Annotated in this window: 15 protein-coding genes; 5 read left to right on the top strand and 10 right to left on the bottom strand. The window is 65.3% G+C overall.

Going from position 1 to position 16,693, the window contains the following annotated elements; all coding sequences use genetic code 11:
* Positions 1-8: 8 nt before the first annotated feature.
* Positions 9-581 carry an MOSC domain-containing protein gene (locus AU175_RS13825; RefSeq protein WP_066289902.1) on the top strand — a complete coding sequence of 191 codons (573 nt, stop codon included), beginning with the start codon at positions 9-11 and terminating at the stop codon, positions 579-581.
* A 24-nt stretch (positions 582-605) separates the two neighbouring features.
* Here AU175_RS13825 and AU175_RS13820 read toward each other — a convergent pair whose 3' ends face one another.
* The 9 genes from AU175_RS13820 to AU175_RS13780 form a co-directional block, all read right to left on the bottom strand.
* The gene (locus AU175_RS13820) at positions 606-830 is read right to left on the bottom strand and encodes a hypothetical protein (protein WP_066289896.1); all 225 of its coding nucleotides are present in this window, start codon (positions 828-830) and stop codon (positions 606-608) included.
* Positions 831-841: 11 nt separating this feature from the next.
* Positions 842-1,756: a pyridoxal 5'-phosphate synthase lyase subunit PdxS gene (gene pdxS / locus AU175_RS13815; protein WP_066289893.1), complete on the bottom strand. Its 915-nt coding sequence runs from the start codon at positions 1,754-1,756 to the stop codon at positions 842-844.
* Positions 1,757-1,856: 100 nt separating this feature from the next.
* The gene (locus tag AU175_RS13810; protein ID WP_066289891.1) at positions 1,857-3,230 is read right to left on the bottom strand and encodes an L-serine ammonia-lyase; all 1,374 of its coding nucleotides are present in this window, start codon (positions 3,228-3,230) and stop codon (positions 1,857-1,859) included.
* On the bottom strand, positions 3,230-3,868 hold the full coding sequence (locus tag AU175_RS13805) for a sarcosine oxidase subunit gamma (protein ID WP_066289884.1): 639 nt from the start codon (positions 3,866-3,868) through the stop codon (positions 3,230-3,232). Before AU175_RS13805 ends, AU175_RS13810 begins: the two co-directional genes overlap by 1 nt.
* Positions 3,861-6,803 (bottom strand): sarcosine oxidase subunit alpha family protein, encoded by a 2,943-nt coding sequence (locus AU175_RS13800; RefSeq protein ID WP_066289882.1) that lies wholly within the window; start codon positions 6,801-6,803, stop codon positions 3,861-3,863. The genes AU175_RS13805 and AU175_RS13800 overlap by 8 nt, the downstream gene beginning before the upstream one ends.
* A complete protein-coding gene (locus AU175_RS13795; RefSeq protein WP_066289879.1) occupies positions 6,800-7,219 on the bottom strand; it encodes a sarcosine oxidase subunit delta in 420 nt (139 codons plus the stop codon). The genes AU175_RS13800 and AU175_RS13795 overlap by 4 nt, the downstream gene beginning before the upstream one ends.
* Positions 7,220-7,233: 14 nt before the next feature.
* Positions 7,234-8,454, bottom strand: coding sequence for a sarcosine oxidase subunit beta family protein (locus tag AU175_RS13790; protein ID WP_066289876.1), 1,221 nt, complete (start codon positions 8,452-8,454; stop codon positions 7,234-7,236).
* Positions 8,451-9,749 (bottom strand): serine hydroxymethyltransferase, encoded by a 1,299-nt coding sequence (gene glyA / locus AU175_RS13785; RefSeq protein WP_066289874.1) that lies wholly within the window; start codon positions 9,747-9,749, stop codon positions 8,451-8,453. Before glyA ends, AU175_RS13790 begins: the two co-directional genes overlap by 4 nt.
* A 167-nt stretch (positions 9,750-9,916) precedes the next feature.
* Positions 9,917-10,594, bottom strand: a complete 678-nt coding sequence (locus AU175_RS13780) for a GntR family transcriptional regulator (RefSeq protein WP_066289871.1) — start codon at positions 10,592-10,594, stop codon at positions 9,917-9,919.
* Positions 10,595-10,716: 122 nt separating this feature from the next.
* Between AU175_RS13780 and purU the strand changes: the two genes are divergently transcribed.
* The 4 genes from purU to AU175_RS13760 all read left to right on the top strand — a co-directional run bounded on the left by purU (position 10,717) and on the right by AU175_RS13760 (position 15,805).
* Positions 10,717-11,631, top strand: a complete 915-nt coding sequence (purU, locus tag AU175_RS13775; protein WP_082979161.1) for a formyltetrahydrofolate deformylase — start codon at positions 10,717-10,719, stop codon at positions 11,629-11,631.
* 51 nt (positions 11,632-11,682) lie between these two features.
* On the top strand, positions 11,683-14,175 hold the full coding sequence (locus tag AU175_RS13770; protein WP_066289870.1) for a GcvT family protein: 2,493 nt from the start codon (positions 11,683-11,685) through the stop codon (positions 14,173-14,175).
* Positions 14,176-14,306: 131 nt separating this feature from the next.
* Positions 14,307-14,933 (top strand): cyclodeaminase/cyclohydrolase family protein, encoded by a 627-nt coding sequence (locus tag AU175_RS13765; protein ID WP_066289868.1) that lies wholly within the window; start codon positions 14,307-14,309, stop codon positions 14,931-14,933.
* Positions 14,930-15,805 carry a bifunctional 5,10-methylenetetrahydrofolate dehydrogenase/5,10-methenyltetrahydrofolate cyclohydrolase gene (locus tag AU175_RS13760; protein WP_066289866.1) on the top strand — a complete coding sequence of 292 codons (876 nt, stop codon included), beginning with the start codon at positions 14,930-14,932 and terminating at the stop codon, positions 15,803-15,805. The genes AU175_RS13765 and AU175_RS13760 overlap by 4 nt, the downstream gene beginning before the upstream one ends.
* Positions 15,806-15,907: 102 nt before the next feature.
* Here the strand turns inward: AU175_RS13760 and AU175_RS13755 are convergent, their stop codons facing one another.
* Positions 15,908-16,603 carry a GntR family transcriptional regulator gene (locus AU175_RS13755; RefSeq protein ID WP_082979160.1) on the bottom strand — a complete coding sequence of 232 codons (696 nt, stop codon included), beginning with the start codon at positions 16,601-16,603 and terminating at the stop codon, positions 15,908-15,910.
* Positions 16,604-16,693: the final 90 nt, after the last annotated feature.

Genomic DNA, 16,693 nt, shown 5'->3' with positions numbered 1-16,693 from the left:
TTTAGGGCATGACGGCAACCTACCGGTACGACGTGGAGGTCCTGCACCTGCTGGTGTCACCGGCGCACGCCTACTTCGGCCGGGCCCGCCAAGGTGCTGCGGACGTCCCCACCACCGACGCGGACCGGGTTGACTTGGTCTCGGGCAAAGGCATCGTGGGTGACCGGTTCTTCGGCAAGGCGGCGCATATGGATGCCGCCGTGACCGTGATGGCTGTGGAAGCGCTCGAAGCCATCGCCGCTGAACTGGGATCGGCCCCCTTCGATCCGCTCCTGACGCGCCGCAACGTGATCCTTCGGGGAGCGGACCTGCCTCCCCTGCTCGGCGGCGAATTTGCGCTCGAATCACACAACCAGGTGGCGCGATTCAAGGCCGGCAGACCCGCGCACCCCTGCGCGTGGATGGATCAGATGCTTGCCCCCGGCGCGCATAAGGCCATGCGCGGACGGGGCGGCATCCGCTGCCAGGTACTGAGCGACGGCGCCCTGTACCGCGGACCCGCAGTCCTGATCAGCCCCGTCCCACTGGACCCGGCACGCGCCGGCGCCCCCACACTGCTGCGGTCTTCCCGCCTGCCTTAACCGGTGCCCTTCTTATCGGTGCTGCTAGGCCCGGACCTGGAATCCGCTGGGCTTGTCGAAGAGCCGCCGGGTTTCGCTTCCGGCTGCGGCAATCCAGAGGACTGAATCGTCTGCGGCAGCCTGATCCACGACACCGGTCATAACGTGTTCGCCCCAGAGCCAGACCTCGACTGTGTGGCCTGGGAGCCGTGCCCAGTCGGTGCGCAGGCCACGTCTGCTGGCAACCTTGTCCGATTGAATGCCCGACACGGTAGCGCCTCTTACCAGCCGCGCTCGGCGAGCCGGTGGGGCTGCGCGATCTCGTCCACGTTGATGCCCACCATGGCTTCGCCCAGGCCGCGGGAGGCTTGGGCGATGACGTCGGGGTCGTCATAGTAGGCAGTGGCCCTGACGACGGCGGCGGCACGCTGGGCCGGGTTGCCGGACTTGAAGATCCCGGAACCGACGAACACGCCGTCGGCGCCGAGCTGCATCATCATCGCAGCGTCGGCCGGGGTGGCGATGCCTCCGGCGGTGAACAGCACCACGGGGAGCTTGCCGGTGGTCGCGATTTCCTTGACCAGCTCGTACGGGGCCTGCAGTTCCTTGGCCGCGACGTACAGCTCATCCTCGGGCAGGGCCGCGAGCTTGAGGATCTCGGCGCGGATCTGGCGCATGTGCGTGGTGGCGTTGGAGACATCCCCGGTGCCGGCCTCGCCCTTGGACCGGATCATCGCCGCGCCCTCGTTGATACGGCGCAGCGCCTCACCAAGGTTGGTGGCACCGCACACGAACGGAACGGTGAAGTTCCACTTGTCGATGTGGTTGGTGTAGTCCGCCGGGGTCAGGACCTCGGACTCGTCGATGTAGTCCACCCCCAGGGACTGCAGGACCTGCGCCTCGACGAAGTGGCCGATCCGGGCCTTGGCCATGACCGGTACGGACACGGCATCGATGATCTTGTCGATCATGTCCGGATCGGACATCCGGGACACGCCGCCCTGGGCACGGATATCAGCCGGAACGCGTTCCAGCGCCATCACTGCAAAGGCACCGGCGTCTTCGGCGATGCGGGCCTGTTCGACGTTGACGACGTCCATGATGACGCCGCCCTTGAGCATCTCAGCCATGCCGCGCTTGACACGGCTGCTGCCGGTGACGGCGATGTGTTCGTATGGGAGTGGTCTAAGGGTCACTTCTTGCTCCAAAGGGGCCGGACGCCTGGCCAGGCGTTATGTTTGCGGGAAAAAGCCCCGGGTATCCATGGACACCCGGGGCTGCAGTTGCTTCACCGGATCAGCACTCGATGACGTTCACGGCGAGGCCTCCTCGGGAGGTTTCCTTGTACTTGGTTTTCATGTCGGCACCGGTTTCCCTCATGGTCTTGATGGCCTTGTCGAGGGATACCTTGTGGCTGCCGTCGCCGTGCAGGGCAAGGCGGGCGGCGTTGATGGCTTTGACGCTGGCGATGGCGTTCCGCTCGATGCACGGAATCTGCACCAGCCCGCCCACGGGGTCGCAGGTCAGGCCAAGGTTGTGCTCGATCCCCACTTCGGCGGCGTTTTCCACCTGGGCAGGCGTCCCGCCCAGCACCTCGCAGAGGCCGGCTGCGGCCATGGAACAGGCCGAACCCACCTCACCCTGGCAGCCCACTTCCGCTCCCGAGATGGAGGCGTTGATCTTGAACAGGATTCCAACGGCGGCCGCGGCCAGCATGAAGCGGACCACGCCGTCGTCGTTGGCGCCGGGGACGAACTTCACGTAGTAGTGCAGCACCGCCGGGACGATGCCGGCCGCGCCGTTGGTGGGGGCGGTGACAATGCGCCCGCCGGCGGCGTTTTCCTCGTTCACGGCCAGGGCGAACAGGTTCACCCATTCCATCGCCCGAAGCGGGTCGGTCACCCCGGTGTCCGCCGTCAGGGTCTGGAACAACGACGGCGCGCGGCGCCTGACCTTGAGGCCGCCGGGCAGGATGCCTTCCGCGGCGCAGCCGTTGTCCACGCATTCGCGCATGACCGCCCACAGCCCCAGCAGCTTCTCCCTCAGTTCCGCTTCCGTGCGCCAGGTGAGTTCGTTGGCGAGCATCACGTCCGAGATGGACATGCCTTCGCGGCTGCAAATCTCCAGGAGCTCATCGGCGGTGCTGAACGGGTAGGGCAGGACGGTGGCATCGGCCACCACCCGGTCGCTGGCATCGGCGTCCCCGTCAACGACGAAGCCGCCCCCAATCGAATAGAAGCTCCGCTCGCTGAGGACGGCGCCGCTATGGTTCAGGGCTCGGAAGGTCATGCCGTTGGGGTGGGCCGGGAGGGACTTGCGCCGGTGCAGCACCACGTCCTCGTCCCAGTTGAAGTCCACCCGGTGGACCCCGCCCACCCACAGTTCGGCGTCGAGGGCGGCAGCAGCCACCTGGTCATCAGCCGTGGAGGTGTCCACGGTTTCGGGGTCCAGCCCCTTGAAGCCCAGGACCACGGCCTTGTCCGAGCCGTGGCCCCGTCCGGTTGCGCCGAGGGAGCCGAACAGTTCAGCCTGCACGCGCCTGGTGGAGCTCAGGTGTCCATCGCTTTTGAGCCCGTCGGCGAACAGCTTCGCTGCCCGCATCGGGCCGACCGTGTGTGACGACGACGGCCCGATGCCAACGGAAAACAGGTCCAGGACGCTAAGTGCCATTAAGGGACCTCAGGGGAGGCATATTCCCGCATGGCGTCCAGGAGCCAGCGGCCCAGGAACTCTGCGAACGAGGCGCGGGGGAAGATCCGGAAGCTCTCCTCACCGGTCTTCCACAGGACCACGGGGATGTTGCCGATTTCCGTGGACAGCGCCGTGCCGGCTTTGAACTCGCGGGGGTGGAGGTCCAGCGAGCAGCCCTTTTCCAGGACGGCCCGGGACCGCGGCCCGGTGAGTTCGAAGGTGGTGCGGTTGGCGGACAGGTCCACCACCTGGCCTTCACCGTCGGCGAGGGCTTCCCGGAGTGCCTGGATCAGGTCACCGCCGAGCGACTCGTGGGCTTCCAGGGGTGCCACGACCAGGAATTCCTCGGGTCCGAGCCACAGGACGGAAGTGTCGCCCGAGCCGCTGACGGCGCCGCACGTCGCAGGCAGCCCGCCGGTGACTGACGCGATCCGCTGCCCGGCGTCGGTGTCCCGGGCAACCCGGAGGCCCACCATGGTCAGGAAGGTGATTTCGCTCAGTTCGACGGTGCCGGGGACGGAGCCGGTTTCAAACGCTGCCCGGAGCACTGCGGCCGGGCTGGTTCGCAGGGAGAGGTTCGTCTCGGGGGAGGTTTTGGGTGCTGCTGTTTCAGCCATCTTTACGGGTCCCTTCAGGGTCAAAAAGTACGGTTTCTGCGACAACAACGTCCACGACCTGGTCGCCGGCGGCGGCCACCAGGGTCTCGCCGATGCGGTTGCGGCCGTTCTTGATCAGGGCCAGGCCGAAGGATCTGCCCAGCGCGGCGGAGTGGTAGCTGGAAGTAACGAAGCCTTCCATGGGGACTGGCCCGTCCGAAGGGTTGATGGACCGGCCCTTTTCCACGAGCTGGGTGCCTTCCGGCAGCCGGATGGTGCCGTCAACGGGCAGCACGCTGACCAGGTGCTTGCGGTCCTCGCGGCGGGCATCGACCCGGTTGTAGGACCGCTTGCCGATGAAGTCCTTGGCTTTGGAGACGATCCATTCCATCCCGGCGTCCTGCGGGGTGACGGTGCCGTCGGTGTCCTGCCCAACGATCGGGTAGCCCTTTTCGGCGCGGAGCACGTGCATGGTTTCGGTGCCGTACGGGGTGATGTTGAATTCGGCCCCGGCGGCGGCCACGGCTTCCCAGGTGTTCAGGCCGTACCAGGCCGGCACGTTGATCTCGTAGGCCAGCTCACCGGAGAAGGAGATCCGGCAGACCCGGGCGCGGACGCCCGAGGCGAGCGTGGTTTCGCGGAAGGTCATGAACGGGAAGGCTTCGGTTTCCAGTCCGCCGTTGGCGGCCAGTTCCGGTGCCACCTTCGCCAGGACCGCGCGGGATTTTGGCCCGACGACGGCAATGGTGCTCCACTGTTCGGTCACCGAGGTGCAGTGCACGTCCAGTTCCGGCCATTCGGTCTGCAGCCATTCCTCCAGCCAGTCCAGCACCTTCGCGGCGCCGCCGGTGGTGGTGGTCATGAAGAAGCGGTCATCGTCGAGGCGCAGGGTCACGCCGTCGTCGAAGATCATGCCGTCAGCCAGGCACATCACGCCGTAGCGTGCGGAACCCGGGGCGAGCTTCTTGAACGCGTTGGTGTAGATCCGGTTGAGGAACTCGCCGGCGTCCTTGCCCCGGATTTCGATTTTGCCCAGGGTGGTGGCGTCCATGAAGCCCACGGAGTCGCGGACGGCGGCGCACTCGCGCAGCACGGCGGCGTCCATGTCCTCCCCGTCCTGCGGGTAGTACCAGGGCCGCTTCCACTGTCCAACGTCCTCGAACAGGGCACCCTTGGCGACGTGCCACGGGTGGATGGAGGTGACGCGGGCGGGGTCGAACAGTTCGCCGCGCTGGCGCCCGGCGAGGGCCGCGAACGCCACGGGGGTGAACGGTGCCCGGTAGGTGGTGGTGCCGATATCGCCGATGCCGCGGGACGCTTCGCCGGCCTGCCGGAGCGCGGCGGCGATGACGCCGATCGCGTTGACGCCGGAGGTCTTGCCCTGGTCGTTCGCGGTGCTGATGGAGGTGTAGCGCTTGATGTGCTCCACCGACCGCATTCCGGCCCCGGTGGAGCGCAGCACGTCAGCCACGGACTGGTCCCGCTGGAAGTCAACGAAATGGTGGTGCCAGTCATCAGGAGTGCCTTGTTCGCCGGGGACCAGCCACAGCTGCCGCGTGGGGGCGGACGCCTTCGGCTCGCCAATCGGCGTCGGCTTTGTGCTGGATTCGAAGCCGGCGGCGATCGCGGCCGAGGCTCCGGCGGAGATGCCTTCGGTGACGCAGTCGCCGAGTTCGAAGCTGCCGCGGCCGGAGCCAACAATCTGCTGGTTGGGGACCACGGTGCTCGGCACGAAAGCTGCCAGATCGTCGTCCCAGCGCAGCTTGCCCTGCCGCTGCGAGTGCAGGTGCACCAGCGGGCTCCAGCCACCGGAAACGGCCAGCAGGTCACACGGGATCTCTTCGACGCCGGAGGTGAGCTCGCCGTCGTCGTTGAGGCTGCGGACGGTGACGCCGTCCAGCCCGCCGTCGGCGGAAGCTGACGTGTTGGCAACGGCGCTGCCGACCAGCACCCGGGTGCCGGCCTCGACGGCGGCAGCAGCCACCTCGGTCAGCTGGGGACGGGCGTCGACGACGGCGGCGATCCTAACGCCGGCGGCGCGCAGGTCCGCGGCCAGGGCGTAGGCGCTGTCGTTGGTGGTGCTGATGACAACACGCTGCCCGGCGGCCACCGCATAGCGGTTGAGGTAGCTGCGCACGGCCGAGGCGAGCATGATGCCGGGGCGGTCGTTGTTTTCGAAAACCAGCGGACGCTCGTGCGCTCCGGGGGCCAGCACCACCTGATTGGCACGGATGTGCCAAATCCGCTGCCGGGACACACCGGACGCGGCCGGGCTCGACAGGTGGTCGGTACGGTTCTGGACGGCGATGACGTAGTTCGCGTCGTAGGCGCCAAAGGCCGTGGTGCGGTTCAGGACGGTGGATTCGGCGCCGGAGACGAGCTCGGCCTCGACGTCCGCCACCCATTCCAGGGCAGGCTTGCCCTCGATGGTCTGTGCGAGTTCGGGGGCGGTGGAGCCGGACAGGAGTGATCCGCCCAGTTCGGGCTGGTCATCCAGCAGCATGACGCGGGCGCCGGTGCGGACAGCTTCGCGGGCCGCGGCCAGGCCGGCGGGGCCGCCGCCGATCACCAGGACGTCGGTGTGGACGTACTTCTTGTCGTACTCCGCGCGGTCCTCTTCGGGATCCAGGCGGCCCAGGCCGTTAAGCAGTTCAGCCTTCAGGCCGTCCACCAGGGTCACGGTGGTTGCGGGGAGCATGGACTCGGCCACGTGGCCCGGGAACCGTGGCGCGATCTTCACCAGCGCGTTGGCTTCCTCCACGCCTGCGGACATGATGCCGCGGGGCCGGTCCTCGTAGAGCGAGTTGCCGATGGCGATCCGGCCGTTGGCGAGCAGTGCCGAGGCCAGCGTGTCACCGGGGTGGCCCGTAAATTCCTCGCCGTCAACGGTGAAACGCCAGGAGATGGTGCGGTCGATGCGTCCGCCGGCGGCGAGGCGGGCGTTCTGGGAAGTCACTTGGTTGCTCCTTCCGGGGCGGTGGTGCTGGCGGGTGCTGTGCTTGTGGCAAGGCTGGTTGCAGCGATGCTGGGAGCCGCGGTCCCGGTGGTGGTGCTGTCCGGGGCGGTGCTGGCAGTGCCGGACTCAGGTGCCGGGGCAGCTTTGTCAGGCCGGGGCGCGCCCATGGGGTAGATCGCCTGGATCTCATAGGTGACCGTGTCGCGGAGCATGTTGAACCACTGGCGGCAGCCGGTGCTGTGGAGCCAGCGTTCAGCAAAGGCGCCCTTGGTGTTGTCCCGGTAGAACAGGAACTCGGCCCATTCGCGGTCGTTCAGTTCGTTCGGGTTTTCCGGATAGGCCACGTGGGCCTGGCCGCCGTAGTGGAACTCGGTCTCGTCGCGGGAGCCGCAGTTGGGGCATGAAATGAGGAGCATGTCCGGACTCTCTTCTAGTGGGCCACGGCGGCTGCGCCGTGTTCGTCGATCAGGGCGCCGGTTTCGAACCGCTCCAGCGCAAACGGCTTGTTCAGTTCGTGTGGCGTTCCCGTGGCGATGGTGTGGGCAAAGGTGAGGCCCGCGGCAGGAGTGCCCTTGAAGCCGCCGGTGCCCCAGCCACAGTTCACGAACATGTTGTCCACCGGAGTGGTGCCCACGATCGGGGAAGCGTCCAGGGTCGTGTCAACGATGCCGCCCCAGGTCCTGAGGACGTGCGCCCGGGCAAAGATCGGGAAGAGCTCGACGGCGGCCGCCATCTGGTGCTCGATCACATGGAAGGAGCCGCGCTGGCCGTAACCGTTGTAGGAGTCCACACCGGCGCCCATGACCAGCTCGCCCTTGTGCGCCTGGGAGACGTAGACGTGCACGTGGTTGGACATGACCACCGTGGGGTGGACCGGTTCGTGCAGTTCGGAAACCAGCGCCTGGAGCGGGTGGGACTGGATGGGAAGCCGGAAGCCCGCCATCTCGGCCAGGACACTGCTGTGCCCGGCGGCGCACAGGCCCACCTTTTCGGTGTTGATGGTGCCCCGGTTGGTCTTCACTCCGGTGACGCGGTTGCCGTCCTTGACGAAGCCGGTGACTTCGCAGTTCTGGATGATGTCCACGCCCAACTCGTCGCACTTGCGGGCGAAGGCCCAGGCCACGTGGTCATGCTTGGCGATACCGGCCCGCGGCTGGTACGTGGCGCCCATGACGGGGTAGCGGATGTTGTCGTTGATGTTCAGGATGGGGCAGAGTTCCTTGACCTGCTTCGGGTCCAGCCACTCAGCGTCCACGCCGTTGAGCTGGTTCGCACCCACGCGCCGCATGCTTTCACGGACGTCACCCAGGGTATGGGCGAGGTTCATCACGCCGCGCTGGCTGAAGAGGAAGTCGTATTCGAGCTCCTCCGGCAGGACTTCCCAGAGCTTGAGGGCGTGCTCGTAGATAGCCGCGCTCTCGTCCCAGAGGTAGTTGGACCGGATGATGGTGGTGTTCCGGGCCATGTTTCCGCCGGCCAGCCAGCCCTTTTCGAGGACGGCGATGTTGGTCATGCCGTGGTTCTTGGCCAGGAAGTAGGCGGTGGCCAGGCCGTGCCCGCCGCCGCCAACGATGACTGCGTCATAGGAAGGCTTCGGGTCCGGGTTGTGCCAGAGGAATGCCGGGTGCTCCGGAAGCAGATCGGCCATCATGCCACCTCGTTCGTGTCAGAGGAGAGGTTGGGGTAGAGCGGGAACTTTCCGGCCAGGATTTCAACCCGCTGGCGGAGTTCTGCCGCGGTCTCGTCGCTGAATTCGCGCTTGAGTGCTGCGGCGATAATGTCCGCGACCTCGGTGAATTCCGCCTTCCCGAACCCACGCGTGGCCAGTGCCGGCGTGCCGATACGAAGACCGGAAGAGATCATCGGCGGACGCGGGTCGAAGGGCACGGCGTTGCGGTTGACGGTGATGCCGATCCGGTGCAGGCGGTCTTCGCCCTGCTGGCCGTCCAGTTCAGAATTGCGCAGGTCCACCAGGACCAGGTGCACGTCGGTGCCGCCGCTGACGACGGTCACGCCGGACTCTGCAACATCGGCAGCCAGAATGCGTTCTGCGATGATGCGGGCGCCTTCCAGGGTGCGTTCCTGCCGGTCGCGGAACGCCGGCTCGGCAGCGAGCTTGAACGCCACAGCCTTCCCGGCGATGACGTGCTCCAGCGGTCCACCCTGCTGTCCGGGGAACACGGCGGAGTTGACCTTCTTGGCGATGTCGGCGTCGTTGGTGAGGATCACACCACCGCGCGGGCCGCCAAGGGTCTTGTGCGTGGTGCTGGTGACGATGTGGGCGTGCGGCACGGGGTTGGGGTGGAGCCCTGCGGCCACCAGGCCTGCGAAGTGGGCCATGTCCACCATCAGGTAGGCGCCTACCAGGTCCGCGATGCGGCGGAATTCGGCAAAGTCCAGCTGCCGGGTGTAGGCGGACCAGCCGGCGACGATCAGATTCGGCTTGTTCTCAACCGCCAGGCGCTCAACTTCAGCCATGTCAATCCGCATGGTGTCTTCACTGACTCCATACGGGACCACTTTGTAGAGCTTGCCGGAGAAGTTGATGCGCATGCCGTGCGTCAGGTGGCCACCGTGTGCAAGGTTCAACCCCAGGATGGTGTCGCCGGGCTGGATCAGGGCGAACATCGCCGCTGCGTTGGCCTGGGCGCCTGAGTGGGGCTGCACATTGGCGAATTCGGAGCCGAAGAGTGACTTAAGACGGTCGATGGCCAGCTGCTCGACCACGTCAACGTGTTCGCAGCCGCCGTAATAACGCTTGCCCGGGTAGCCTTCGGCGTACTTGTTGGTCAGGACGGAACCCTGCGCCTCCATGACGGCAGTCGGCGCAAAGTTTTCGGAGGCGATCATCTCCAGCGTGCCCTGCTGCCGCAGGAGCTCCTGCTGAACGGCTGCGTGGATCGCAGGATCGGTCTCTGCGAGCGTACGGGTCAGAACGTCGACCATCTTTTCTCCTCTGATATCTAATATCCTGTTGATATATTAGTTTCGTGGTTCAAGTATGCTATCCCCGGATGGCGGGTGTCAACAGATTTTTCATGTCGTTCCCGGGACGCCGGAAGCGCGGCTCGGGGGCCGCGCTTCCGGTACTACGTAGAGATTTAAGGCCCAGGTCAGGTGAAGAGCGCCTTGCGGACGGCATCCTCGAAGCCGCTGACATGGCTCCTCGCCAGGTCGCCGGCCCGCGCCTCATCGCCATCAATCACCGCACCGAGCAGGTCCAGGTGCTCATGCACGTGGCGGGAGAGGTCGGGAAGGCGATCCAGCACCATGCACCAAATGCGGGTGGCGAGATTGTCATAGCGGATCAGGACATCTTCGAGGTGGGGATTGGCTGCGGCCGCGTAGATGCCTTGGTGTACACGTGCATCCAACCGCAGGGTTTCGACCACGGAGGCCGCATGCGTATCGAAGGACTCTACGGCCCGCATCACAGCCCGCAGTTGCTCCCGCTGCCGCTCCGTGGCCACTCTGGCAGCACGGGAGGCTGCGAGCGGTTCAAGCTGCGTCCGGATTTCGGAAATGAAAGCAAGGTCGGTCACCTCCACCCGGGTAGCAAAAGTGCCCCGGCGCGGGTACGACACCACGAGCCGGTCAAGCTCAAGCCGCTTCAGGGCTTCACGCACCGGAGTCCGCCCCATGCCGAGGTCCCTGGCGAGGTGGTCGTCATTGAGGAGGTCGCCGGGTTTGATGTCAAGCATCAGCAGCCGGTCGCGGATACGCTCATACGCCACGTCCGCCAACGACTTCTTGACGGCATCTTCCACGATTGCCAAAGCTTCAACTGCCATAACCTGGACCCCTTTCCATTCAAGCCAAACAGGCTATTGACCTCGCCCACTGACCAGTATACGCTGATTCCCAACCCTAATATATCAGTTTATGATCTTGGAATATATCTAAAGGAGGAGACATGACCCTAATGGCAACAGACTCAACAACGAGCACGCTGGCTCAGACCGAACCCCGCGTGGAAGACAAGGCCCAGAAGTTCGTACTCACACTGTCGTGCGTCGAACGTGCCGGTATCGTCCAGGCCGTCACTACCTTTCTCTTCGAACGTGGCTTCAACATCGACGAGCACCAGCAGTTCGACGACGGGCTCCGCCAGACGCTGCACCTGCGCACGGCATTCTCGGGTTCCCCCGAGTACACGCCGGAGCGGCTCCAGGAGGAGTTCAGCGCCATTGCGGACCGCTTCGAGATGAAATTCAGCTTCCATGACCAGACCAAGCAGCGCATCCTGGTGATGGTGTCCAAGTTCGGCCATTGCCTGAATGACCTGCTCTTCCGCTGGCGCGGCGGCAGCCTCGGCGGCGATATTGTCCTGATCGTTTCCAATCACGAAACCCACCGGGCGATGGCCGAGGCTGCAGGCCTCCCCTTCCTCTATGTTCCGGTGACGCCCGAGACCAAGGCAGACGCCGAACAGCGTCTGCTGGACCTCATCGACGAATATGACATCGACCTCGTGGTGCTCGCTCGGTACATGCAGGTGCTCTCCGATGACCTCTGCCGCTCCCTTGAGGGCCGGGCCATCAACATCCACCACTCCTTCCTCCCTGGATTCAAGGGAGCACGCCCGTACCACCAGGCGTATGACCGCGGCGTCAAGCTGGTAGGCGCCACAGCCCACTACGTGACTGCGGAGCTGGATGAGGGGCCAATCATCGAACAGGAAGTCATCCGGGTCGATCACAGCTACGGCCCCACCGCACTGTCCACCGTCGGGCGGGACGCGGAAGCGCTGGCACTGTCCCGCGCCGTGCGCTGGCACTGCGAGCACCGTGTGTTGCTGGACCAAACCAGCACTGTCGTGTTCCGGTAGCCACGACCACCAATCAGCAGACAACACACGAAAATCAGCAGGAGAAACCACATGGCTTCGACGCCAAGCATTGTCATTATTGGAGCAGGAATCGTCGGCACGAACCTGGCCGATGAACTGGTCACGCGGGGTTGGAACAACATCACTGTCCTGGACCAGGGCCCCCTGAACATGCCCGGGGGTTCCACCTCGCACGCACCGGGACTGGTTTTCCAGACCAACCCCTCAAAGTCCATGGCACTTTTCGCCAAGTACACGGTGGAAAAGCTCCTGTCCCTCACGGAGGATGGCCAAAGCTGCTTCAACCAGGTGGGCGGCCTTGAAGTTGCCACCACGGAAACCCGCCTCGCGGACCTGAAGCGGAAGCTCGGCTATGCCGCCGCATGGGGTATCGACGGCAAGATCCTCTCCCGCGAAGAGTGCAAGGAGCTCTACCCGCTGATCAACGAGGAAGACATCCTGGGCGGCCTCCATGTACCTACCGACGGCCTGGCCCTGGCTGCTCGCGCAGTCCAGTTGCTCATCAAGCGCACCGAAGCAGCCGGCGTGAAGTACATCGGCAACACCGAGGTGACCGGGATCGAACAGTCCAACCGCCGCGTCACCGGCGTCGAGACCGCCGACGGCGTGATCCCGGCGGACATCGTGGTTTCCTGCGCAGGCTTCTGGGGCGCTAAGGTGGGCGAGCTGATCGGGATGTCCGTCCCGCTTCTCCCGCTGGCCCACCAGTACGTCAAGACCACGCCGGTTCCCGCCCAGAAGGGCAAGAACGAACTGCCCAACGGCGCCCAGCTCCCCATCCTGCGCCACCAGGACCAGGACCTCTACTACCGCGAGCACGGCGAGCGCTACGGCATCGGCTCCTACGCACACCGACCCATGCCCGTAGACCTGGACGAACTGGGCAGCTACGAGCCCAGCAGCATCAGCGAACACAACATGCCTTCCCGCCTGGACTTCACCCTGGAAGACTTCCTTCCCGCGTGGGAAGCAACCAAGCAGATCCTGCCGGCACTGCGTGAAAGCGAAATCGAGGATGGCTTCAACGGCATCTTCTCCTTCACCCCGGACGGCGGCTCCCTGGTGGGCGAGTCCAAGGAAGTGGACGGCTTCTTCGTTGCCGAGGCTGTGTGGGTCACACACTCCGCCGGCATCGCCCGTGCTGTGGCAGAGCTCCTCGTGGACGGAAAGTCGCAGATTGACCTCGGCGACTGCGATATCCACCGCTTCGAAGAGGTCCAGCTGACCCCCGAGTACGTCAGCGAGACCTCCCAGCAGAACTTCGTGGAAATCTACGATGTCCTGCACCCGCTTCAGCCCAAGCTCTCTCCGCGCAACCTTCGCGTCAGCCCCTTCCACGCCCGCCACAAGCAGCTGGGCGGCTACTTCCTGGAGGGCGGCGGATGGGAGCGCCCCTACTGGTTCGAAGCCAACGCCGAACTGCTCAAGGAGATGCCTGACGAATGGCAGCCGCCGGCACGTGACGCCTGGTCCGGGATGTTCAGCTCGCCCATCGCCGCGGCCGAAGCTTGGAAGACCCGCACCGCAGTTGCCATGTACGACATGACTCCGCTCAAGCGCCTTGAGGTCTCCGGCCCCGGAGCCATGAAGCTGCTGCAGGAGCTGACCACCGCCGACATGACCAAGAAGCCGGGGGCCGTCACCTACACCCTCCTGCTGGACCACGCCGGCGGGATCCGAAGCGACATCACCGTGGCCCGCCTGAGCGAAGACACGTTCCAGCTCGGAGCCAACGGAAACATCGACACGGCCTACTTTGAGCGGGCCGCACGCCACCAGACGGAAAACGGAACCGCCAGCGACTGGGTCCAGGTGCGCGACACCACCGGCGGGACATGCTGCATCGGTCTCTGGGGACCCCTCGCCCGGGACCTGATCAGCACCGTCAGCAGCGACGACTTCTCCAACGACGGCCTGCGCTACTTCCGGGCGAAGAAGGTTGTCATCGGAGGCGTCACCGTCACCGCAATGCGGCTCTCCTACGTCGGCGAGCTGGGCTGGGAACTGTACACCAGCGCGGACAACGGCCAGCGCCTGTGGGACGCACTGTGGAAGGCAGGGCAGCCGTTCGGCGTGATCGCTGCCGGCCGCGCCGCGTTCAGCTCGCTGCGCCTGGAAAAGGGCTACCGCTCCTGGGGCACCGACATGACCACCGAGCACGACCCGCTGGAAGCGGGACTCGGTTTCGCCGTGAAGATGACCAAGGAAAACTTCGTCGGCAAGGCAGCACTGGAAGGCCGGACCGAGGAAAACTCCGCCCGCCGCCTGCGCTGCCTGACGGTCGACGACGGACGCAGCATCGTGCTGGGCAAGGAACCTGTCTTCTACAAGGACCAGGCAGTTGGCTACGTCACGAGCGCCGCTTATGGCTACACCGTGGCCAAGCCGATCGCCTACGCGTACCTGCCCGCCGCCGTCTCCGTGGGTGACTCGGTTGAAATCGAGTACTTTGGCCGGCGCATCCAGGCCACAGTCACCGCGGATCCACTGTACGACCCCACGATGAGCCGGCTCCGCGGCTAACAGCCGCAGGGCCATTCAAGGGCACGCGGCCCGGACTCACTCCCTCGCAACCAGAGTCCGGGCCGCTGCTTTTCCATGGCCCGTCCCATGCCCCAGGCCAGTCGACTAGAGCTTCAGCCCCAGGAAGACACATGATCAGTTCAGAAACAATAAACGACTATCTCGCCAGGCTTGCCTCGCGCGAACCCACCCCAGGCGGCGGCGCAGCCGCGGCGCTCCACGCCGCCCAGGGGGCGGCGCTTGTCGCCATGGTGGCCAGGTACACCACCGGCACCAAATACGAGCAGCATGCCGAACTCGTGACAAGAATCATGAGCACCGCAGACGAACTGGTGGTCCAGGCCCTGCACCTCGCGGACGCCGACCAGCATGCGTTCCAAGGCGTCATTGATGCCTACAAGCTCCCGACCGGTACTGACGACCTCAAGGCCGCACGGACAGCATCCATCCAGGACGCGCTCATCCTGGCCGCGCAGACACCGGCACAACTGATCCTCCTGGCCGGCGCCGTCGTGGATCTTGCCACGGAACTGTTCGAGGTGGCCAACGCCAACGTCATCAGCGACGTCGCGGCCGCCGTCGACGCAGCCCGGGCAGCTGCCACCACTGCACGGGTGAACATCGACATTAATGTGGTGGCCATCAAGGACACCGAAGCCCGTTCCCGGCTGGCCGAGCAGACCGACGGCCTTGAGGACAAGGTCATCCTGGCGGCCGACTCTCTCGTGAAGCGCGTGCGCGAAAGGATTCTCGGTTGAGCACCACACTCCTTCCTGGACGAACACTGGCAAAGCTTATCCAGCAGAAAGCCCACGACGATGCCCGGGAGCTCGAAAGTGACGGCCTGCGCCCCACCCTTGCGGTGGTTGTGGCCACCGACGACGGCTCCACGCACTGGTATGTGCGGTCCATCGAACGGGCTGCAGAAAGCGCGGGCATCAATTGCCGGATCGTGGACCTGGGCCACGACGCAACAGGACAGGTACTGGCCTCAGTCCTGAAAGACCTCAGCGCCGAGCCATCGGTCAACGGCATCATCCTGCAGACGCCACTGCCTCCAGGCGTCGATCCAGCTGCCCTGGTTGGGCACATCGCCCCTGAAAAGGACATCGACGGCGCGAATCCACTGAGCCTCGGCCGCCTGGCGGTCGGCCAGCCCTCGTTCGCGCCTGCAACGGCCCAGGCCGTCATCGAGATCCTTGACCACTTCGATATCCCGGTGGCGGGCCGCAACGTCGTCGTGATTGGGCGTTCCGCCGTCGTCGGAAAACCGCTGTCCCTGCTGCTGCTGGAACGCGACGCCGCGGTCACCGTCTGCCACTCCAGGTCAGGGCCGCTGGAGGAATACACCAAGACGGCCGACGTCGTGGTGGTCGCCGCCGGGCGCACCGGCCTGCTGAACGGCGGTCATATTTCCTCGAAAGCCGTAGTGGTCGACGTCGGCACCAACGTCCTTGCCGACGGCTCCCTCGTGGGGGACGTGGACGAAGCCAGTGTCCGGGGCATCGCCGCGGCGCTGACGCCCGTTCCGGGCGGCGTCGGTTCAGTCACGACGTCCCTGCTCCTAAAACACACCGTCGACGCCGCGCGGGAACAGTCGCGCGCCTTGGTCCGGGGCACTGCCGGCTGATTCCAGGGCAGGTACCCCTGCTTGGCTTAGGCCAGTCGTCAGCGCGCCCGTGCAGATCGATGCGATCTGCACGGGCGCGGACGCCGTTGTCCTCCCAATGGGCTACAGGACCGCCCTGATCAGGTTCTCGAAGTCCGTCACGTGCTTGGTGGTCAGCCGCGCAGCAGCTTCGGAATCCCCTTCCGCGATGCACTCGAGCAGCTCAATGTGCTGGGCAATATGCTCGGATACGGGAGGAAGTTTCTCCAGCACAAGGCTCCAGATCCGCGTCGCCAGGTTGTCGTACCGGATCAGGACATCCTCAAGATGCCGGCTCCCTGTGGCCCGGTAGATCATCCGGTGCACGCGCATGTCCAGGCGCATAAGGTCCCGCTGGGAGTGCATCCCTGGCAGGAGCTCTCCAACTTCCCTGGCAAATTCCTTGATCTCCTGCCGGAGCTGCGGCGACGCCATCCGGGCAGCCCGTGCTGCGGCCGCAGGCTCCAAAAGCTGCCGGATTTCGGAAATTTCGGCCAGATCCGTGATGTCCACCCCCGCGGCGAATGTTCCCCGGCGGGGATACGCCACCACCAGGTGGTCGCTCTCCAGGCGCTTCATGGCCTCCCGGATGGGTGTCCTCCCCACTCCGAGCCGCCTGGAAATCACTTCGTCATTCAATGGTTCGCCCGGCTTGATGTCCAAAACGATGAGTTCATCGCAGAGCACCCTGTAGGCGAAGTCGGCGAAGGACTCGTCCTCCTGCCTCCCGGGCAGGAAGGGCCCCCCAACTTCCGTCGGTAGTTCTCCAGCGCTTGCCATTTTCAAGTCTCCTCCCGGTGCACGGCTGAGCCTTGACGCGAAGGCCTCGTGTACATAGTATTCCTAGAACTGATATATCAATATTCCATC

Origin of the sequence: Arthrobacter sp. B6, from assembly GCF_001663775.1 — a bacterium.
Lineage (GTDB): Bacteria > Actinomycetota > Actinomycetes > Actinomycetales > Micrococcaceae > Arthrobacter.
This window is presented reverse-complemented; position numbering and strand designations above follow the sequence as displayed.